Source organism: Kribbella sp. NPDC026596 (assembly GCF_040638415.1).
Taxonomy (GTDB): domain Bacteria; phylum Actinomycetota; class Actinomycetes; order Propionibacteriales; family Kribbellaceae; genus Kribbella.
On the sequence record NZ_JBEZYF010000019.1, the window covers coordinates 20,621 to 40,866 of the forward strand.

The following is a 20,246-nucleotide window of genomic DNA, read 5'->3' on the forward strand; positions in this document are numbered from 1 at the left end:
CGGCGGAGCGACGCTGCCGAGGGGCAGGAGACGCTCGGGCGCGACGTGCTCGGGAGACGGCTGCCGCCGTTGAAGGAGCGGTTGTACCCGCCGATGCCGCGGGACTTCGACGGCGGGTGGATCGCGACGCTGGCGATCACCGCGATGGCCGCGATCCTGCGGTTCTGGAACCTCGGCAACCCGGTGAAGTTCGTCTTCGACGAGACGTACTACGCCAAGGACGCATTCAGCCTGCTCAAGTTCGGGTACGCGCGGCAGTTCATCGACCAGCCCGAGGGAGCCGCCGACAAGGCGATCCTGGCCGGCAACCTGGACGTCTTCAAGGACACCCCGAGCCTGACCGTGCACCCCGAGGTCGGCAAGTGGATGATCGCCGCCGGTGAGCAGCTGTTCGGGATGAACACGTTCGGCTGGCGGTTCATGCCGGCCCTGTTCGGCACCCTGACCGTCCTGCTGGTGATCCGGACGGTACGCCGGATGGCCCGCTCGACCCTGATCGGCGCCATCGCGGGCCTGCTGCTGGCTGTCGACGGCCTGCACTTCGTGATGTCCCGGGTCGCGCTGCTCGACATCTTCCTGGCGTTCTGGATCGTCGCCGCGGTCTCCTGCCTGGTCGCCGACCGGGACTGGACCCGCCGCCGGCACGCCGACTCCCTCGATACCCCGGTCCCCGACGGCGCCCGCCGTACCGTCGGCCGCTGGCTGCTGATCCGGCCCTGGCGGATCCTGGCCGGCATCTGCTTCGGCCTCGCGTGCGGTACCAAGTGGTCCGCGATCTGGGTGCTGGCCGGCTTCGGCATCCTGGCCTTCGCCTGGGACCTGGGCGCCCGGCGCGCGCTCGGCGTCCGGTTCGCGTTCATCAAGTCGGCGCTGGTCGACGGCCTCCCGGCGTTCTTCAGCATCGTGCTGGTCGCGCTCATCACGTACCTCGCGACCTGGACCGGCTGGCTGCTGCACGACAACGCCTACGACCACGACTACGCGTCCAAGAACCCGGCCCATGGCGTGATGAAAGTGGTCCCGGACGATTTCCGGTCACTGCTGCACTACCACCAGGAAGTGCTCGCCTTCCACACCGGCGACTACATCAAGCACGCCACCCACCCGTACGCCTCGAACCCGGCCGGCTGGCCGATCATCGCCCGCCCGATCGGGTTCGACGCGGTCAACGACATCAAGGCCGGTACGCCGGGCTGCAACCCGCCGGCCGGGACGAACTGCCTGTCGGTGATCTCCGCGCTCGGTACGCCGATCCTGTGGTGGGGCGGAGCTCTCGCCCTGATCTCGGCCCTGGTGCTGTGGATAGGTACGCGCGATTGGAGATTCGGCGTACCGATCGTCGGCTACATCACCTGCTGGGTGCCGTGGTTCGCGTTCGACGACCGGCCGATCTTCTTCTTCTACGCCGTGACGATGATCCCGTTCACGGTGATGGCGCTGGCCCTCGTGCTCGGCAAGATCCTCGGCCCGGCCCGGGCAGCACTGGGTACGGCGACACCACGAAGACTGATCGGCAGCGCGGTCGTCGGCGCCTTCGTCGTCCTCGTGGTGCTGAACTTCGCCTACATCTGGCCGGTCCTGACCGACAAGGTCCTCCCCCACCCCGACTGGCTCAGCCGAATGTGGTTCAAGTCCTGGATCTAAGTCATCGGGACGCGTAGTCGATCGTCCCGAACGGCCAGAGATCGGCCAGCCAGGTACTGACGGCTTCGTACAGATCCACGTCCACCTCGGCCCGGTCGGCGCTGACCCACGAACGAACATCGGTGACGTGCTCGTCCTTGCGGGACGGGTAGATGTACACGCAACCGATCACCTCGCCGCTGCCGGTCTCGAGCACGGTGTAGGTGAATCCTCGGCGCTGGACGAAATCGTCCGCGTGACGCTGCAGGTCGCCCAGGTTCGCCTCGGTGCTCATGCCGTCGACCGGCGGCCAGCTGCCCTGGAAGCCCGGGGTCGCGCGAATGTGCTCGATGCTGCTGGTCCACGCGGCGTAGTCGGCAGCGTTGTGCTCCGGGCCGAGCGGCTCCAGCCGGAACCGCGGCGTGACCAGCTCAGTGGGGACGACGAAGTCAGCTGGGACGAACGACTGATCGGGCATGGCGGCAGGCTACGAGCCGGCCCGCCGGACCGCATCCGAATTGCTCAGTGACCGCCGAGCTGGTGGTGGCCTTTGCCCTTGTTCTTCTTGCCGTGGCGCTTGGCGGATGACTGGCCGCCGACGCCGCCGAACAGGGCCAAGCCTTTCACCACGACGACGGGCGCGTTCGGGTCCGGGTCCTCGCTGCCACGGGCCGCGAAGCCGCCGAAGATACCGACGCCCTCGTTGCGGACGCTGACGCCCTCCGGGACGGTGATGTCGATCCCGCCGAACACCGCGAACGCCCAGACCGTCACCTCGCGGCCCTCGAAGACCGCGTCGGTCATGTCGAGATCGTGCCCGCCGAACACCGCGACCGCGTTGGTCCGGCGCTTCACCCGCCAGCGGCCCTTCCGTTCGCCGCCGCCGAAGATCGCCAGCATGGTGTCGAAGCTCTCCGCCGGATTGGCCGGTTCCTCGATCGGGACCGGGCTGTTCGACGCCACCGGCACCGGCACCGCGGCCGGCTGCGGGCCGTGACCCGGTACGACGAGGTCGCGGGTGATCGGCTCGAGCTCGCCCAGCGTCCGTGCCTGCAGCGTCTGCTCCAGGCGCTCGGCGTGCTCGTCCTGCGACAACCGCCCCGACATCAGCGCATCCCGCAGTACGTCGACAACCTGGTCGCGATCGGTGTCGGAGGCCCGCAGGTGTGCGTGCGGGTGCGGGCGGTCGGGCAGGTTTTCCATAAGACCAAACGATATATCGAAGACGGCTCGGGGAGGACCCTGATCAAGCCCGGATCAACCCCTCACCGCAGCGGTTGTCGTCACCCGATCGCCGGCCGCCGAACGCGGAGTGCGAGGAGGATCGCTATCGCGGTGATCGAGGCGAAGGTGAGTGAGGTGCCCGGGTAACCGCCGACGCCGAGACCGAGTCCGCCGAGTGCGGCGCCGAGGAAGGTGCCCAGGCTCATACCGGCTGCGTTGACGCTGAGGGCCGAGCCGCGGAGGTCGCCGCTGCGCCGCACCAGCAGGGTCGTGACACAGGCGGCGACGGTCGCGTGGCTGACGCCCATCAGGGCGGTGAGGAGCAGGGTGAGCGGCAGGGTCGGGGAGAAGTAGAAGGCGGCGACGCCGATGAGGGCGAGGCCCAGGCCGGCGAGCAGCATCTTCTCCGGGCTGATCCACGGGCGGTCGAGGGCGATGTAGCGGCCGGCCAGCAGGTTGCCGAGGAAGAACGAGGCGCCGCTCAGCGACCAGACCAGGGCGAACCATCCCGGTGCGAGGTCGAACTTGTCGTCGTAGAAGGCGGCGAGGTAGGCGAGGTAGCCCATGAAGGCTGCTGTCCGGAGCATCGCGACCGCGAGCAGCGGGAGGGCGCCGGGGATGCGGACCAGTGCGCGGTAGGTGGCGAGGTAGCTCATCCGGTGGCCTTGGGCTGCGAGTGGCGCCTTGCGTCCGCGACCGCGCCAGAAGAAGGCGGCCGACAGGGCGAGTGAGATCGCCGAGGCGGCGAGCAGGTTTCCACGCCAGCCCCAGATCAGCCCTGGTACGGCGAGCACCGGTGCCGCGAGCATCGCCATCGCGGAGGTCGTCGCCGACACCAACGTCGCCGCGCGCCCAGCAGCCGCCGGTGACCGGAACCGGTCCGCCGCAGCCGCTCCGATCGACGGTGCCAGGATCGAGGTCGACGCTCCGATCAGCAAGCAGAACGCGGCCAGCGCAAACACGTTGCCCACGGCACCAAGCGCGGCCGAAACCCCCAGCAACGCCAGCCCGCCCGCGGCCACCAACTCCCGCGCCAGCCGATCGATCAACGGCGCCAAGGAGAACCCGACGATCAACGCCGCCAACCCACCCAGCCCCCGCAGCCCGCCGATCTCCGCCACACTCCCACCCGCCGCCCCCGCGATCGGCACGAGATACATCCCGAACACCGTGAACGGAATCAAACTCACCGCCGAAGCCACCAAGAACGGCCACAACCGCCGAGCCATCCGCCAGTCCCCCGGCACCTCCATCGGGCGCGGGGCGACGACAGCTGGGTTCTGGGGAGCGCTCATGTGTGGGTCCTGGTGTGGTAGCGGTAGAGGCTGGTGGGGCGGGAGCTGAATTGGGAGAAGGGGAAAGGTTCGGCGGAGAGGGCGGTGAGGCCGGAGCCTAGGAAGGCTCTGGCGATGGCGCTTCCGGTTTGAGCATAGACGGCCAAGGCCTTCGATTGCTCACGGCAACGAGTTAGGAGGGTGTCGAAAGTGCCGTTGGACAACGTCATTCCGGTGGCGACGACGGCGTCGGCGGCGTCGATCACCTGGGTCATGTCGCGCGAGACAGGCAGGCCGGAGGCGGTCTCGCGGAGGTTGAAGTCGCAGGGCAGGCAGATTCCGCCGCGGGCGGTGATCGCGTCGACGAGGGGGTTCACCACGCCGATCAACGCAACTTTGGTGCCCTCGGCAACATCCAGAAGTCCCGCGACCGCCGCGTCACGGGCGCGGGCGCGGACGTCCGGCGTACCGGCGGGGAGAACGATCTCCTCGGCGCCCGGCGATCCGTGATGCGGCTCGACGGCGGCCAGGTAGGCGTCCAGAGCCGCAATGCGTACCGGCAGCGGGTCGTCGGACTGCAGGACGTCGGCGAGGGTGCGACCGGAGGTGTCTGCGCAGTACGACGGGTCGAGTTCGCCGGACTCGAACGAGCAGGCGCCGAAGACCTCGCCGACGCGGAGCAGCACGTAGTAGTTCCGGTAGGTGACGTCCGCACCCGGCAGCCGGGTGGTGTGGTGGAGCCAGAACGCGCTGGTGACATCCAAGTCGGCCGGCGAAGGACCAAGGGAGCCGGAGAGAACTGATGCAACGAGCTCGTCGACGGATGCGGGAGTGGTCATGGTAGATCGGCCAGCCTTTCGGGGCGTACAGCAGGGCGGATGACTCCGAACCCGTCGCGCGCCTCAGCTTAATGCGACGGGGTCGCAGATGGAAACTCCTCGCGCCGGGCCCAGGCCGACTCCCGCCGGTCCCATGACATCGCCGACCACGGCACCGCGAGCTGGTCCAGCGAGTCGATCTCGCGCGGCCGCATCGAGTCTATCGGCCGCGCCTCGGCATGCCGGGCAAAAGCCGACTCGACGTACCGCGTCCCGGTGTCGGCAGCGAGAAAGACATGCGTCCGGCTGCTGTCACAGTTGTGCTCCCACAACGCGGACAGATACGCCGCTCCCGCGGACAGCCCGGCGAAGACACCCGAGGTCCGCAGCAGGTCCACCGCGGCCGACATCGCATAGTCGAACGAGACCCAGTGCAACCGGTCGTACAACTCGTGCCGGACGTTGCGGAACTCGATCGAGCTACCGATCCCCGCAATGATCATGTCCGGATCCTGAGTGTGCCCGGCGCCGAACGTGATGCTGCCGAACGGCTGCACGCCGACCAGGTTCACGTCCCGCCCGTGCTCACGCAGGTACGCCGCGATCGCGCCGGTCGACGCCCCGGTCCCGACCCCACCGACCAGGCACAACGGCCCGGCCGGCACCACTTCGGCGACGAGCTCGGCGACCGCGCCGTACCCGAGGTAGTGGATGTCGTCGTGGTACTGCTGCATCCAGTGGTACGTCGGGTTGTCACGGAGGATCTCGCCGATCCGCCGGACCCGGAGGTTCTGGTCGAGCTGCAGGTTGTTCGACGACGGCACCTGCTCGACCGTCGCACCGAGGATCTCGAGCTGGATCTTCAGCGTCCGGTCGACCGTGGTCGAGCCGACGATGTGGCACTTCATCCCGTACCGGTGGCAGGCCAGCGCCAGCGCGTGCGCGTAGATCCCGCTCGAACTGTCGATCAGCGTGTCCCCAACCTGGACCGCGCCGGTCTCCAACAGGTGGCGTACGGCGCCGAGCGCGGAGTACACCTTCATCGTTTCGAACCGCAAGCAGATCAGGTGGTCGCCGACCCGGATCGGATCCGGGTCCTTGATCGCCTCCGCCAGGTGGTCGTGCAGTCGCGTCATCGGCGCGGTTCGCTCCTCAGATCGGGAATGAGCACGGGCGGAGAATCTTGGTGACCCAGGTGGGCGGCCCTCACCAGCCGCCGGGTCAGGTCGTGGTGCGGGTCGGTCATCACGGTCGTCGGTGGTCCTTGCTCGACCACCCGGCCACCGTCGATCATCAGGACCTGGTCCGCGACGGCCGCGACCAGCCCCAGGTCGTGGCCGATCCAGATCAGCGCCGTACCGCGGTCCTTGAGCTCGGTCAGCAACTCGACGACGAGCGCCGTACCGTGGTCGTCGAGAGCCGTGGTGATCTCGTCGCAGATCAGTACGTCGGGATGCGCGAGGACTGCCCGGGCCAGGGCCGCACGCTGCAGCTCGCCACCGGACAGGCGGCTCGGCGGACGGGCCGCGGTGATCGCGGAGACGCCGAGGCGGGCCAGGGTGGCGACGGCCTCGGCGTGAGCCTGACCAGGCTCGAGACCACGCAGACGCTGGGCGGTGCGGGCGACCTGCTGATCGACCGGGCGGCGTTCGTCGAACGAGCCACGGACCTCCTGCCAGACGTACTGGATCCGGCGATGCTGTTCACGCGAACGCTTGCGGAGGACCGGCAACGGTTCGTCGTCCAGCAGCAGGCGGCCGGTGAAGCGCTCGTGCAGGCCGGCCAGGCACCGTGCGAGCGTGGTCTTACCGCTCCCGGACCGGCCGACGACGCCGAGGCAGGCGCCGGCGCGAACGGTGAGGCCGACCTCGTGCAGGACGAGATCCCGGCTGCGGGGCCGCAGCGACGCTGACAGGTTCATTGCCTGAAGCAACGGTTGCCCGAGCGCCTTCGTTCCCGCCGCGGCGAGCTCCGGTGCGGCGGGGAGTACGTCGGTACCGCCCGAGGCGATCACCCGGCCGGCCGACAGCACCACGACGCGAGCGGCGAGCGCCCGCACGAGGTCGAGATCGTGACTCAGCAACAAGATCCCCAGACCACCCGCGGCCAGTTCTCGCAGTTCGGTCACCAACTGCAGCCGGGTGATCGAGTCCAGTCCGGTACTCGGCTCATCAAGCACCAGTACCTTCGGCCGGCACGTCAACGCCTGGGCCAACGCGACCCGCTGCCGCTGCCCACCCGAAAACTGATGCGGAAACCGCCGCAACGTGTCCCCGTCCAACTGGGCAGCCCGCAGAGCGTCCCGCACGACCCCTTCGTCCCCCGGATGATGCAACCGGGCCAACTCCCGCAACGTCGCCCCGATCCGCCGCGCCGGATTGAGCGCGCTCCCCGGATGCTGAGGCATGTAGGCCACCACCCTCCCGCGAACCCGAGCCGCCGCCGCGGTCGGCCCGTTGCCGTCGACAACCACCTCGCCGTCGACTTCGGCGTACCCGTTGAGCTGAACGCCGTCGCCGCGCTCCCCCAGCAGGGCCAGGGCCGAGGTCGTCTTCCCTGACCCGGAGGCCCCGACCAGAGCGGTAACCTCCCCCGCGGCAACGTCAAAGGAAATGTCATCCACCAACACCGCTGTCCCCGCGGTGGCCGCGAGCCCGCGGACACTGACGAGCGGGCTCATCGGGTCGCCTCCACCAGACGCCGGGAACGATGGACGAGCCGATCTGCCAGCAGGTTGAAGCCCAGCGTGAACGAGACCAGCAGAAGCGCCGGAGCCAGCACGGACCACGGCTGCAACAACAAGCCCTCTCGGTTGCGGGAGACACTCACCGCCCAGTCCGGTGCGGTAGGACTCAAGCCGAGGCCGAGGAAGTTGACCGAAGCCACCAGGAACACCGCCAGCGTGATTCGGGTACCGAGATCGGCGGCCACCGGACCGAGGACCGAGCGGCCGATGTAACCGACGTGAATCGCGAACCAGGACTCGCGTTGCATCCGCAGTGCCTCGACGACCGGCGACGACGCTGCATCGAGAGCGGCGGCGCGGACCAACCGGGCGACGGTCGGAACGTTGACCATGGCAACGGCCACCGTGATCGCGAACGCCGACGCACGCCACCCGACCGCGACCACGCCGATCACCAGCAACGACGGCAACGGCAGCAGTACGTCGAGCGGCCGGATGAGCACCTCGTCCAGCCAGCGATGCCTAGTGGACGCCGCGACCAGCCCGATCAGTCCACCCACGAGGTACGCGATCAGCACCGCACCGATCGCCATCCCCAACGCTGTCCGGCCTCCGACCAACAGCAAACCCAGCACGTCCCGCCCGAGCCCATCCGTCCCGAGCAACCCGTCAGCCGCATACGGCAACCCCGGCTTGCGATCCAGCTGAAGGAGCGGCCCGAAGACGGCGACGAGGAGCGGCACCACCACGAGCGCTGCCGACACCACCAGCGGCACCCGGCCCCTCATCGCAGCAGCTCCGTCCGCGGCACCAACCGGTTGCACACCAGGTCGGCTCCGAGGTTGATCACCAACGCAGCAACGGCCAGCACCAACGTCAACCCCTGCACCACCGGCACGTCCCGCGTTTCGACTCCATCCACCAAAGCGGTGGCAAACCCAGGAATCGCGAAGATCGCCTCGACTACCAGGACCCCGCCCAGCAAGGTGTCCCCGGTCCGCGCCAGCTCCTGCACCCCAGGGACCGCCGCGTTCGGCAAGACGTGCCGCAGCAGCAGCTGCCGCCGCGGGATCCCGAGCCGTCGAGCCTGTACGACGTACTCCGCCTGAAGGGCTGTGATCGTCCCGGCCCGGACCTGCCGTGACAGCAGACAGACCGTCCGTCCGAGCAGCACCGCAACCGGCAGCACCAGCAGCGCGGGCGACGCGAGCAGATCACCACCGATCCACGTGGCCGGCAACCAACCCAACTTGAGAGAGAAGACCGCGACCAACACCACCGCGATCACGAAGTCCGGGATCGCCGAGAGCGCCAGCGTCACCGACGTGATCGCCCGATCCAGCCGACCGTTCTCCCGCGTCCCCATCACGATGCCCAGGGCAACCGCCAGCGGCACGACGACGGCCAGGGTCGCCAGTGTCAGCACCAACGTCGCGCCGACCGAGTTCCGAACGATGTCGACCACGGGCCCACCGCTGATCAGCGACGTACCCAGATCGCCCGTCAGCACGTTGCCGAACCAGTGCCCGAACCGTTCCAGCGCAGGCTGATCGAGTCCCAACTGCGCCCGCATCCGATCGATCTGCTCCGGCGTCAGCGTCTCGGTGAAGCGCAGGTCCGCCGCATCCCCCGGCAGCAGTGACGTCAGCGTGAACACGAGCACCGACAGCACAGTCAACTGGACGACAGCGAGAAGTGCCCGCTGTGCGGCGTACGACCGCATTCAGGCCAGCCACACCTTGTCGAACCGCCCGGAGTCCAGCGTGTTCGGCGGGACCGCCTGGATGCCCTGCACCTTCGCCGCCACCGCGACCAGGTAGTCGGGCAAGCCCCACGCGATGATGCCGCCGTCGTCCCGCAGCGTCTTCTGCAGTTCGCCGTACCGCGCCGAGCGGGCGGCCTCGTCGGTCAGCACCTGCGCGGCCGCGAAGCCGGCGTCGAACGCGGGCCGCCGCCAGTGGGTGACGTTGAACGGCGATTTGGTCAGCAATCGATCGGTGATGTATTGCGGGATAGGCATCGCACCCGACCGATGGTTGCCGATGACACCCTTCGTCAGCAGGTCCTTGGCGTACGTCTGCGGACTGCCGGTGGTCACCTTCAAGCGAACCCCCGCCTCCGCGACCTGCTCCGCGAACAGCGTCGCCGCCTCGACGAACCCGGCCGATGCGTCGGCGGTGAAGAGCTCGATCTCCTTCCCCACCAGCCCGGCCTTGGTCAGCAGTGACTTGGCCTGCTCGACGTCGCGCTCCCGCTGCGGCAGCTCGGCCGGGTAGTACTGATACCCCTTGCCGAACAGGTCGTTGCCCACGGCACCGCGCCCCGCGAGGACGACGTCGACCAGCCGCTGCCGGTCCGCGAGCAGCTTGAACGCCATCCGTACGTCGGGATTGTCGAACGGCGCCTGGTCGACCTTCATCACGAACGCCTGCATCGTGCTGGCCTTCGCGGCGACGATCCGCACCGTCTTCCCGGCCTCCGCGGTCCGCGCGAAGGTCGCGGTCATGTCATTCGCATACTCCGCCTGCCCACCCTGTACGGCGTTCGCCCGGGCCTCGGCGTCGGCCGACAAGACGTGCAGCTCCTCGATCCGCGCCGGCTCGTCCCAGTACTCGTCGTACCGGCTCGCCACCATCGACCGGCCGGCGTCGAACGAGACGAAGCGGAAGGCGCCCGTACCGATCGGCTTGGTCGGATCCTTGAAGCCGTCCCGGACGATCTGCGTGCCGATCCCCGCCAGCAATGCCGCGAACTCCGCGTTCGGCGCGGACAGCACGAGCTCGACCGTCTGCGTATCGATCGCCCTGCAGCGCTTCAGGTCCAGGGTCGCCAGCGACGACTGCGCGACCCGCTCGGGCACGGTCGGATCGGCGATCCGGGCGAGGCTGTACAGCACGTCCTCGGCCGTGAGCCTCGCGCCGTCGTGGAAGCTCGCATCCCGCAGTGTGAACCGCCAGGTCGTCGCCTGCGCGTCGTGTTCCCACTTGGTCGCGAGCCGCGGCACCGGCTTCAGGTCGGGTCCGAGCTCGACGAGCTTCTCGTACATCGCCTTGTGCCGCGCGATATCCACGAACAGGCTCTGGACGTGCGGATCCAGCACCTCCTTCGCCCCGCCACCGGCGTACACCGCACGCAGCCGGCCACCCTGTTTCGGCTGCGCCGCGGGCTGGCCGTCGGCACCGCAACCGGTCAGCGCGGCGACGCCGAGCGCGCCGGCCAAGCCCAGGAATCCACGCCTGTTCAGAGCATCGGACATCCGCATTTTCCTTCACGGTGAGGTCGCCACGGGGCACGAATCCTGCCGATAATGAAAACCGTTGTCAAATTCAGCGCGCATCCGAACGAGACGACCTCATTCTTTCGGCCCCGCGCGCCGACTGCTCTGCGTGACGGCGTGTCACCCAACGCCTACCCCTGAGTACCGGGAGTTACTAGTCCTCGCAGTCGGAGGGCAGGCAGGGGTCGGCGGGGATGGAGGTGGCGATGCGGTCGAGAAGACCGGCCAGCTGGGTCTGTTCCTCGGCGGTCAGGTGGTCGAAGAAGAAACTGCGGACGGCGGCGACGTGATCGGGCGCGGCAGCCTCGATCGCCTTCCGGCCGAGCGGCGTGAGGCGGACCATCGAGCCACGGGCATCCGACGTGCACTCCTCACGGCAGACCAGCCCCCGCTTCTCCATCCGGCTGACCTGGTGGGACAGCCGGCTCCGCTCCCAGCCGACCGACTTGCCCAGGTCGCGGGTACGCAGGACGCCGTCCTCCGCGACGGACAACGGGTGCATCAGCGCGTAGTCGGCACCGGACAAACCCGAGTTGCCGATCAGTCGCGCTTCTAAGGCGCGCATCAGGTCGCGATGCGTGTCGCGGTACGACTGCCACAGCCGCGCCTCACGCGCATCGAGCCACTCAGCTTCCGCCATTCGCCCATTGTACGGACATCTGTTGACATGTCATCGAGTCCGAGAGTCGGCAGTTCATGGCGTGCGCGAAAGGGCAACGGCCAGCCCGACGGTCCCGGCCATGATCAGCAACTCGACCACCGCCAGTCGCCGGAACGTCGCCGGATCCCCGGTCGCCAGGTCCGGCAACGTCGTACGCCGATGCCACCAGCCGACCAAGACAAGGATCGCGAACGCCACCGCCTTGGCGAACACCAGAGCGCCGTACCCGCTCGTCACCCACTGCGTGATCAGCCCCCACCCGTCCTCCCGCCCGCCGAGGTGGATCTCCGCGGTCACCAACCCGGTGATCCCCATCGTCACCGCACACACCAGGGCGAGCCCGCTGAACAACTCGACCGCTTCACGAGAGCGGGCATACCGCAGTACGCCGGCCAGTCCGCCGATCCATGCGGTCGCCGCGAAGACGTGCACAACCAGCGACGTGGTCGCGAGCACCGACCAGACGCTCGTCCTCTCGATCGCACCGTGCCCGGTCAGCAATGGACCCGTCAACGCCGCGGCAGTCAGCAGGACTGCCCAGCGGGCGCCGCGCACCGTTCGGCATCCGCTGAGGACGACGGCCAGGATCGCCGTGAGTACGACGGCCACCGCGAGCGCTCTCACCTGGCTCAGTTGGCCGGCCGGGGAGGCATGCTCGGCCAGATGCGACAGCGGGATACCGAGGATCACCGCGGCCGTCGTGACCAGCCCGCCGATGCTCGCCACGGCCCAGATCCCGGCGGCCAGCGCGGCGTCCTGGCAGGCCCGCAACGCCTTCGTGCCGAGCTTCCCGTCGGTGGCCGGCAGGAACAGGACGACGGCCAGCAGCGCGCCGCCGGTCGCTATCGCGGCCGCGTCAGCGACGAACCGCAGGATCGGAACCGACCAGGACAAAGGCATTCCGGCACCGAGGAGTCCGGCCGGCAACGGCTTCGGCGCACCGCCCGCGGCGAGCAACGCCACCACCATCACGACGATGCCGGCGGCAACCATCCCGGCCGCCACCAGCCGGCCCCTGCCACGGACCGGGCTGCCTGCCGAGGTTTCCGCTCCCACCGGCGCCTCGCTCATTGCGAGGCCGGGCGGCGACGGACGATCACAACCGCCAAAGCGACCACGACCAGCATGACCAGGCACATGGCGACGATGGTGACCGTGTTCGAGCTGCTGTCCTGCTGGGCGGTCGGCGTACCGGCGGGCTGGGTGGCGGGGTGACCGGCGTGGGTCACAGTGAAGGACCCGGTCACGGTGATCGGGTGGCCGTCGGCCGACACCACGCGGGCGTCGACCTCGTACCGGCCGGCCTCGATCATCGCGCCGACCGGCTGGGTCACCGTGTTGTCGACCACCTGCACGTCCCCGCTGGCGACGTTCGTACCGCTGGGGGATTTCACCTGCACCTGGGTGCCGTTGCTGCCGACCGGCTCGTTGAAGGTCAGCACCACCTTGGTCGGCGGCGCGGCCATCGACGACCCGTCGGCAGGTGTCATCGACTCGAGTTTGGCGTGCGCCGCCGCCACTCCGGTGGAAACCACCAGAGCGAGCAGCGACGCCACCAGTACCGCGATCAATCGGCGCACGACTACGACTGTGCCTTCCCGGAGTCCGCCGTACCAGCCGCCGCCTTCCGCGGTCGCAGGCCGAAGGCGAGACCGAGCAGTCCGGCCAGCAGTCCAGCGCCGCCGAGCCAGCGAGCCAACGAGTCGGTCGAGTCTTTGGTCTCCGAGGTGGTGGCCGCGACCGGAGTGATCGCGGCGGCCAACTTCAGGGTCGGCGCCGGGTGCTCCGGCTCGTCAGCGCCGTCCTTGGCGACGTCGGCCCACTTGACCACCTCACCGTCGCTGTAGGTCTGGTCGGCGGGGAAGCTCAGCGCGTCCACACCCTCGGGCAGTTTGCCGACCGACAGCGCGAACTCGTCGAAGTCGTTCGGCGGGATCCCGCCCGCAGTGGCGGTCCAGGTGATCGTGGTGATCGCCTGGGTCAGCGTGACGTCGCCGACCTTGACCGCCGCGGGCAGCTTCTCGGTCTTCTTCTCCACCTTCCACCCGTCCTTCACCTGCGCACCGACATGCGCGAACGGGTGGTCCTTGGGCAGCGAGACGACGAGCTTGGTGGTGCTGGTGTTGTCGGACTCGGTCGGGACGCGGAACACGAGCTTCGCGTACCCACCGGGCTTGGCATCCGGCGAGGACACGGTGACATGGGCCGACGCCGAGGTGGCGGCACCGACCAGGACGAGCGCGGACGCCGCGACGATCGCGCCGGCGCGCAGGACGAATCTCTTGGGCATGAGAGAACCTTTCACGGTCTTACGGGGAACCCGGCCGGAGCCGGTCAGCGAGCTGGGATCACTCGGATGACGGGAGGTCCTCGCAGACAGACGTTCGAGGTCAGCCATGCCCCGACGAGCCGGGGCGCCGGCGTGTGGGCGACCCGGGCGGACGACGTACGCCGTACCGCAGGCAGGACCGGTAGTTGGGGCAGGAAACGGGCCAGGATCCGCAGGATGCGGTAGACCCAGCGGTGAGCCCCGGTAATCGCGAGGACCCCAGCGAGCAGCACGGACAGGTGGGCGGCGGTCATCATCAGACTGCCACCGATCCCGGACGGCATCGCCATCCCGTGGTGCATCGGCGGATGCGTCGCGTCCAGCGTCACGTGGACGAACAGCTGCACACCGGCGAGGACAAGGGCCGTGAGGAACCGTTCCCCGGCGAGGTACTCGCCGAGGAGCCAGCACACACCGGCCAGTGCGGCGAACGGTGGTACGACGCCGAACGGAACCGCACTGCCGCCGACGAGCGCGTGACCGACCGCCGCGACCGCGACGCTCAGCGCCGCAACCACGGACGTCGCACTGCTCTCGACCGGCATGACTGTCCCCTCGCTCCAGGTCGTGTCTGATGGTCCAGCGCCGTAGCGAGCAGGTGCTCGGTGCGGTAGCTCGGCGCGCTGGAGCGAAGGTCTCGATGCGGAGCATCGTGGCCTTTGCGCCAGTGCGCCGAGGTGCCGTGCCGAGTGCCGCGCAGTAGGCGATGGACCATCAGACACGACCTAAGTCACTCTACGGTCAGGAAGGCTGAGTCGTTCCCTCGGTGAAGCGCAATACATCCCCGCACACCAAGTAAACGGTCCGGCACAGAGCGTCCGCCTGCTGGAGGCGCCGTCGGCAGGTGGTGAGCCGCCGTAGTAGATGATGGGCCGCATGGACGTAGCGGTACTGGAGGTCGGGGGCAGCCACGTGACCGCGGCGGTCGTGTCGCCAGGTGGGTGGGACGTAACAGTGGTCGACCGGGTCAAGCTCGAGTCGCAAGAGGCGCCCGAGGCGGTGGTCGGGCAGCTCGCGGCGGTGGCCCGGAAGTTGCCGCTGGCAAGCGGTCTGGCGGTGGCCCTGCCCGGGCCGTTCGACTTCGCGACCGGCGTGGCCTGGTACCGCAACCAAGGCAAATTCGATCAGCTGTACGGCTACAACCTCGGTGAGAGTCTGGGCGCCGAGCTCGCCCTGGATCGGCTGATGTTCATGAACGACGCCGAGGCCTTCGCGGTCGGTGAGTGGACCGCGGGCGAGGTCCGCGAGGTCGAGCGCTGCGTCGGCGTCACCATCGGTACCGGCATCGGTACGGCGTTCCTCGCCGACGGCCGCGTGGTCCGCGAGGGCGAGTCCGTGCCGCCGGGCGGTGAGCTCTACAAGACGTCGTACGACGGGAAGCCGCTGGAGGACTCGATCTCCGCCCGGGCGATCCTGCGCGCGTATCCGGACCCGGTCCCAGGGGTCAAGGAGGTCGCCGACCTCGCCCGAACCGGAGACCCCGTCGGACAGGGGGTCCTCGAGACCGCCTTCACCCACCTCGCATCGGCCCTCACGCCGTGGATCGATCGATTCGGCGTGACCAGGACCGTCCTCGGTGGCTCGATCTCCGGAGCCTTCGACCTGGTCGAGTCCGTCTTCGACTTCCCCGTCGCCGCCACGAAGGACACCGAGCACTCGGCCCTGATCGGCGCCGCCGCCCACTACCTCCGCTCCAGCTGAACTGTCCGAGTCTCCGGTTACGGTCGCTCCATGAAGATCGCTGCGCCGCGGCTGCGCGCCACCCTCGACTCCGCGTCGCCGGATCCGGACGACATCGCTGACGAGGAGCGGCTGCTCGACCTCGCTCTGGAGGACGTGGATCTGAGCGATCTGGAGGCCGAGCACCTCGAGCTGAGCGGCTGCCGGCTGACCCGGTGCAAGCTCGCCGGCTCGGACCTGGACAAGCTGATCCTGGTCGACACCGAGCTGACCCAGTGCGACATCGCGAACGCCCGCTGGTCCGACGCGGTGGTGACCCGGCTGGCGATCACCTCGTCCCGGCTGACCGGGTTCGCCGGCCCGGGGATGAGCCTGCAGCACGCCACGATCCGGGACAGCGTGCTGGACTTCGGCTCGTTCCGCTTCGCGAAGTTCGTGAAGGTCGAGTTCAGCGACTGCCGGCTGCAGAACGCGGACTTCGTCTCCGCCGACCTGACCGGCGCGGTGTTCCGGAGCTGTGACCTGTCCGGAGCCGAGTTCTCCCAGGTCAAGGCGCGCGGCGCGGTGTTCGTGGACTGCACCTGGGACGGCGCGAAAGGGCTGGGTTCGCTGGCCGGCGCGACCGTCGCCGCCGCCTCCCCGATCGACACCCTGGCCTTCACCAGCGCGGTCACCGTCGCGACCGGCATCACACTCGCCCATCCCGACGACCTCGACATTCGCTGACGCCTCGGTCCGGGGGCGGAGCGTGAGCCTGCCCACGCGGCCGCCGGAGCGGCGGGAACGCCCATTAGGGTGGGGCCTGTGACTGACTCGACGATCATCTACACCCACACCGACGAGGCTCCGGCGCTGGCCACGTACTCGTTCCTCCCCGTGATCCAGGCGTACGCCGGTCAGGCCGGTGTCGGGGTGGAGACCCGGGACATCTCACTCGCCGGCCGCATCATCGCCCTCTTCCCGGAGTACCTCAAGGAAGACCAGCGGATCGCGGACGCGCTGTCCGAGCTCGGCGAGCTGGCCAGGACCCCGGCGGCGAACATCATCAAGCTGCCGAACGTCTCGGCCTCGATCCCGCAGCTGAAGGCCGCGATCGCCGAGCTGCAGGCCCAGGGCTACGCCCTGCCGGACTACCCGGACGAGCCGAAGACCGACGAGGAGCGGGCGACCCAGGCCCGCTACGACAAGGTCAAGGGCTCCGCGGTGAACCCGGTGCTGCGCGAGGGCAACTCCGACCGCCGCGCGCCCGCCTCGGTGAAGAACTACGCGAAGACCCACCCGCACCGGATGGGCGCGTGGACCGCCGACTCCAAGACCAACGTCGCCACCATGGGTCAGAACGACTTCCGCTCGACCGAGAAGTCAACCGTGATCGAGGCCGATGGATCGCTGCGGATCGAGCTGGTCGCCGCGGACGGCACCACCACTGTGCTGCGGGACGCGGTCCCGGTGCTGGCCGGCGAGGTCGTCGACGCCTCCGTCATGCACGTGGCCGCGCTGCGTGAGTTCCTGACCGCGCAGGTCGCCCGGGCGAAGGCCGACGACGTGCTGTTCTCGGTCCACCTGAAGGCCACCATGATGAAGGTCTCCGACCCGATCGTGTTCGGCCACGCGGTCCGCGCGTTCTTCCCGAAGACCTTCGCGCAGTACGGCGAGACCCTCTCGAAGGCGGGCCTGTCCCCGAACAACGGGCTGGGCGGGATCCTGTCCGGGCTGTCCGCGCTGCCGGAGGGTGACGCGATCAAGGCCTCGTTCGACGCCGAGCTGGCCGACGGCCCGGCGATCGCGATGGTCGACTCGGACAGGGGCATCACCAACCTGCACGTGCCGTCCGACGTGATCGTCGACGCGTCGATGCCGGCCATGATCCGTACGTCGGGCCACATGTGGGGACCGGACGGCGCTGAGCACGACACCCTCGCCGTCCTGCCGGACAGCAGCTACGCCGGCATCTATCAGGTCGTCCTCGACGACTGCCGCGCGCACGGCGCCTTCGACCCAGCCACGATGGGCTCGGTGCCGAACGTCGGCCTGATGGCACAGAAGGCCGAGGAGTACGGCTCGCACGACAAGACCTTCGAGATCGCGGCCGCGGGCACCGTCCGGCTGGTCGACACCGCGGGTACCGTCGTCCTCGAGCAGGCCGTCGAGCCGGGCGACATCTTCCGCGCCTGCCAGACCAAGGACGACCCGATCCGGGACTGGGTCAAGCTGGCCGTCAACCGGGCCCGTGCGACGGGTGACCCGGCGGTGTTCTGGCTGGACGAGAGCCGCGCGCACGACGCTCAGATCATCGCGAAGGTCAAGGAGTACCTGCCGGAGCACGACACCGACGGCCTGGAGCTGAAGGTCCTCGCCCCGGTCGACGCGATCAAGTTCTCGCTGGACCGGATCCGCCGCGGCGAGAACACCATCTCGGTGACCGGCAACGTGCTGCGTGACTACCTGACCGACCTGTTCCCGATCCTCGAGCTCGGCACCAGCGCGAAGATGCTGTCGGTCGTCCCGCTGATGGCCGGCGGCGGCCTGTTCGAGACCGGCGCGGGCGGCTCGGCGCCGAAGCACGTGCAGCAGCTGGTCAAGGAGAACTACCTGCGCTGGGACAGCCTGGGTGAGTTCTTCGCCCTGGCGGCGAGCTTCGAGCACCTGGCCCAGTCGACCGGCAACGCGCGCGCCCAGGTCCTCGCCGACACGCTCGACCGGGCGACCGCGACGTTCCTGAACGAGGACAAGTCGCCGACCCGCCGCGTCGGCGGGATCGACAACCGGGGCAGCCACTTCTACCTGTCGCTGTACTGGGCGCAGGAGCTGGCCCAGCAGACCGACGACGCCGACCTCGCGAAGGCCTTCGTCCCGCTCGCCGAGACGTTGACGGCGAACGAGCAGACCATCGTGGACGAGCTGCTCGCCGTCCAGGGCAACCCCGTCGACCTCGGCGGCTACTACCAGCCCGACGCGGCGAAGGCGGCCGCGATCATGCGCCCGTCGAAGACCTGGAACGACGCATTGGCGTCTATCTGACGAGCACCCGGCGAATTCGGCGGGCATCGACGAGCCGTGCGGACCGCGTACGGCGACAACCTCGGCCCCGGCCGCACCCCGTCGTCCTGCTCTGACTCCTTTCGCAGCTCCCGGCGCCCGCAAGGCGCCGGGAGCTGTTGCTGTAAGGCGGGGAAATACATCGCCGCAACGGATTTTCCGTTCCTACACTGGCGAACATGACAGCGACCCGATCCGTGCTTGCCGCACAGGCAGCGGACTTTCCCCGGTGGTACCAGGATGTGATTGCCAAAGCCGAGCTCGCCGACAACGGGCCGGTGCGGGGGACGATGGTCATCCGACCGTACGGGTACGCGATCTGGGAGTTGCTGCAGTCGGCGATGGATCTGCGGATCAAAGCGGCCGGAGCGGCCAACGCGTACTTCCCACTGCTCATCCCGGAGAGCTACTTGCGCCGCGAGGCCGAGCACGTCGAGGGATTCAGCCCCGAGCTCGCCGTGGTGACCCATGCCGGTGGCAAGCAACTCGAGGAGTCGGCAGTGGTACGGCCGACGTCGGAGACGGTCATCGGCGAGTACATGGCCAAGTGGATCCAGAGCTACCGTGACCTGCCCCTGCTCCTGAACCAGTGGGCCAACGCCGTCCGCTGGGAACTGCGGCCACGACTGTTCCTGCGGACCACCGAGTTCCTCTGGCAGGAGGGGCATACCGCGCATGCGTCCGCTGACGACGCCCGCGCGTACGCCACGAAGATCCTGTACGACGTCTATCGCGACGTGATGGTGAACCTGCTGGCAATCCCGGTCGTGGTCGGGCGGAAGACTCGGCGTGAGCGGTTCGCCGGTGCGGTCAACACGATGACGCTGGAAGCGATGACCGGTGACGGTAAGGCCCTGCAGATGGGTACGTCGCATGAGCTCGGGCAGAACTTCGCCCGCGCTTTCGACATCGGCTACCTGTCTCGCGACGGACAGCGCGAGCTCGCCTGGACCACGTCCTGGGGCAGCACCACGCGCATGGTCGGCGGGCTGATCATGGTGCATGGTGACGACGCCGGCCTGCGGGTCCCGCCCGCCGTCGCTCCCACGCAGGTCGTCGTACTCGCGATCAGGGACGAGGCGCTCGAGGCGGCCGGACGGATCGCCGCGGGCCTCACGGCGGCCGGTCTGCGCGTGACGCTCGACGACCGTACCGACCAGCCGTTCGGCCGGCGGGCGGTGAACTGGGAGCTGAAGGGCGCCCCGATCCGGATCGAGCTCGGGCCCCGCGATCTGGAGCAGAACGTCGCGACCGTGGTCCGCCGGCTCCGCGACTCGGGCAAGTCGACCGTGAACCTGGCTGACCTGACCTCGACGGTGGTGGCCGCGATCGAGGCGGACCAGCCGCACCTGCTCGAGGAGGCGACGAAGCGGCAGACTGCGCGGACCACAGCCGTCGCCAGCGTGGAGGAAGCGCAGGAGGCAGCCGCGTCCGGCTGGGCCAGCCTGCCGTACGACGTCGTCGGCGAGGAAGGCGAGGACCGCCTGGCCGCAGCCGGCATCTCAGTCCGCTGTCTCCAACGCCCCGACGGCACCCTCCCGACCGAGGACGACGAACGCGGCCTGACCGCCTTCGTCGCCCGCTCCTACTAACCCTCTCGTCAAGCAACGCCGGACAGCCACCCGGGCCGGCGAA

The 20,246-nt window shown here is 69.0% G+C and carries 19 protein-coding genes; 5 read left to right on the forward strand and 14 right to left on the reverse strand.

What is annotated here, in order from left to right; genetic code table 11:
- Nucleotides 1–93: 93 nt before the first annotated feature.
- Nucleotides 94–1,644 (forward strand): phospholipid carrier-dependent glycosyltransferase, encoded by a 1,551-nt coding sequence (locus AB0E63_RS17920; RefSeq protein WP_360367087.1) that lies wholly within the window; start codon nt 94–96, stop codon nt 1,642–1,644.
- A 1-nt stretch (nt 1,645) separates the two neighbouring features.
- Here AB0E63_RS17920 and AB0E63_RS17925 read toward each other — a convergent pair whose 3' ends face one another.
- The 14 genes from AB0E63_RS17925 to AB0E63_RS17990 form a co-directional block, all read right to left on the reverse strand.
- Nucleotides 1,646–2,101, reverse strand: coding sequence for a hypothetical protein (locus AB0E63_RS17925; RefSeq protein ID WP_360366739.1), 456 nt, complete (start codon nt 2,099–2,101; stop codon nt 1,646–1,648).
- 44 nt (nt 2,102–2,145) lie between these two features.
- Nucleotides 2,146–2,826 (reverse strand): DUF1707 domain-containing protein, encoded by a 681-nt coding sequence (locus AB0E63_RS17930; RefSeq protein WP_360366741.1) that lies wholly within the window; start codon nt 2,824–2,826, stop codon nt 2,146–2,148.
- An 80-nt stretch (nt 2,827–2,906) separates the two neighbouring features.
- Nucleotides 2,907–4,142 carry an MFS transporter gene (locus tag AB0E63_RS17935; protein ID WP_360366744.1) on the reverse strand — a complete coding sequence of 412 codons (1,236 nt, stop codon included), beginning with the start codon at nt 4,140–4,142 and terminating at the stop codon, nt 2,907–2,909.
- Complete coding sequence (locus AB0E63_RS17940) at nt 4,139–4,960, reverse strand: DUF364 domain-containing protein (RefSeq protein ID WP_360366747.1); 822 nt, start codon at nt 4,958–4,960, stop codon at nt 4,139–4,141. The genes AB0E63_RS17935 and AB0E63_RS17940 overlap by 4 nt, the downstream gene beginning before the upstream one ends.
- Before the next feature lie 68 nt (nt 4,961–5,028).
- The gene (locus AB0E63_RS17945) at nt 5,029–6,075 is read right to left on the reverse strand and encodes a pyridoxal-phosphate dependent enzyme (RefSeq protein WP_360366750.1); all 1,047 of its coding nucleotides are present in this window, start codon (nt 6,073–6,075) and stop codon (nt 5,029–5,031) included.
- Nucleotides 6,072–7,619 (reverse strand): ATP-binding cassette domain-containing protein, encoded by a 1,548-nt coding sequence (locus tag AB0E63_RS17950; protein ID WP_360366753.1) that lies wholly within the window; start codon nt 7,617–7,619, stop codon nt 6,072–6,074. The genes AB0E63_RS17945 and AB0E63_RS17950 overlap by 4 nt, the downstream gene beginning before the upstream one ends.
- Nucleotides 7,616–8,413: an ABC transporter permease subunit gene (locus AB0E63_RS17955; protein WP_360366756.1), complete on the reverse strand. Its 798-nt coding sequence runs from the start codon at nt 8,411–8,413 to the stop codon at nt 7,616–7,618. The genes AB0E63_RS17950 and AB0E63_RS17955 overlap by 4 nt, the downstream gene beginning before the upstream one ends.
- Nucleotides 8,410–9,348, reverse strand: coding sequence for an ABC transporter permease (locus tag AB0E63_RS17960; RefSeq protein ID WP_360366759.1), 939 nt, complete (start codon nt 9,346–9,348; stop codon nt 8,410–8,412). Before AB0E63_RS17960 ends, AB0E63_RS17955 begins: the two co-directional genes overlap by 4 nt.
- Complete coding sequence (locus AB0E63_RS17965; RefSeq protein WP_360366762.1) at nt 9,349–10,881, reverse strand: ABC transporter substrate-binding protein; 1,533 nt, start codon at nt 10,879–10,881, stop codon at nt 9,349–9,351.
- A gap of 175 nt (nt 10,882–11,056) precedes the next feature.
- Entirely contained in the window at nt 11,057–11,542 is a 486-nt protein-coding gene (locus AB0E63_RS17970; protein WP_360366765.1) for a MarR family winged helix-turn-helix transcriptional regulator, read from the reverse strand.
- A gap of 54 nt (nt 11,543–11,596) precedes the next feature.
- Nucleotides 11,597–12,619, reverse strand: a complete 1,023-nt coding sequence (locus tag AB0E63_RS17975) for a CopD family protein (RefSeq protein ID WP_360366768.1) — start codon at nt 12,617–12,619, stop codon at nt 11,597–11,599.
- Between the two features lie 11 nt (nt 12,620–12,630).
- Nucleotides 12,631–13,143, reverse strand: a complete 513-nt coding sequence (locus AB0E63_RS17980; RefSeq protein ID WP_360366771.1) for a copper resistance CopC family protein — start codon at nt 13,141–13,143, stop codon at nt 12,631–12,633.
- Nucleotides 13,144–13,145: 2 nt separating this feature from the next.
- Nucleotides 13,146–13,853 (reverse strand): YcnI family protein, encoded by a 708-nt coding sequence (locus AB0E63_RS17985; RefSeq protein ID WP_360366774.1) that lies wholly within the window; start codon nt 13,851–13,853, stop codon nt 13,146–13,148.
- 44 nt (nt 13,854–13,897) lie between these two features.
- Nucleotides 13,898–14,437, reverse strand: coding sequence for a hypothetical protein (locus AB0E63_RS17990; protein WP_360366777.1), 540 nt, complete (start codon nt 14,435–14,437; stop codon nt 13,898–13,900).
- A gap of 331 nt (nt 14,438–14,768) precedes the next feature.
- Here AB0E63_RS17990 and AB0E63_RS17995 point away from each other — a divergent pair, with 331 nt between their 5' ends.
- The 4 genes from AB0E63_RS17995 (at nt 14,769) to proS (ending at nt 20,203) form a co-directional block, all read left to right on the forward strand.
- Nucleotides 14,769–15,593 carry an ROK family protein gene (locus AB0E63_RS17995; protein ID WP_360366780.1) on the forward strand — a complete coding sequence of 275 codons (825 nt, stop codon included), beginning with the start codon at nt 14,769–14,771 and terminating at the stop codon, nt 15,591–15,593.
- Between the two features lie 30 nt (nt 15,594–15,623).
- Nucleotides 15,624–16,298: a pentapeptide repeat-containing protein gene (locus AB0E63_RS18000; protein ID WP_360366783.1), complete on the forward strand. Its 675-nt coding sequence runs from the start codon at nt 15,624–15,626 to the stop codon at nt 16,296–16,298.
- A gap of 78 nt (nt 16,299–16,376) precedes the next feature.
- Nucleotides 16,377–18,593 carry an NADP-dependent isocitrate dehydrogenase gene (locus tag AB0E63_RS18005; RefSeq protein ID WP_360366785.1) on the forward strand — a complete coding sequence of 739 codons (2,217 nt, stop codon included), beginning with the start codon at nt 16,377–16,379 and terminating at the stop codon, nt 18,591–18,593.
- A gap of 197 nt (nt 18,594–18,790) precedes the next feature.
- Nucleotides 18,791–20,203, forward strand: a complete 1,413-nt coding sequence (proS, locus tag AB0E63_RS18010) for a proline--tRNA ligase (protein WP_360366788.1) — start codon at nt 18,791–18,793, stop codon at nt 20,201–20,203.
- Nucleotides 20,204–20,246: the final 43 nt, after the last annotated feature.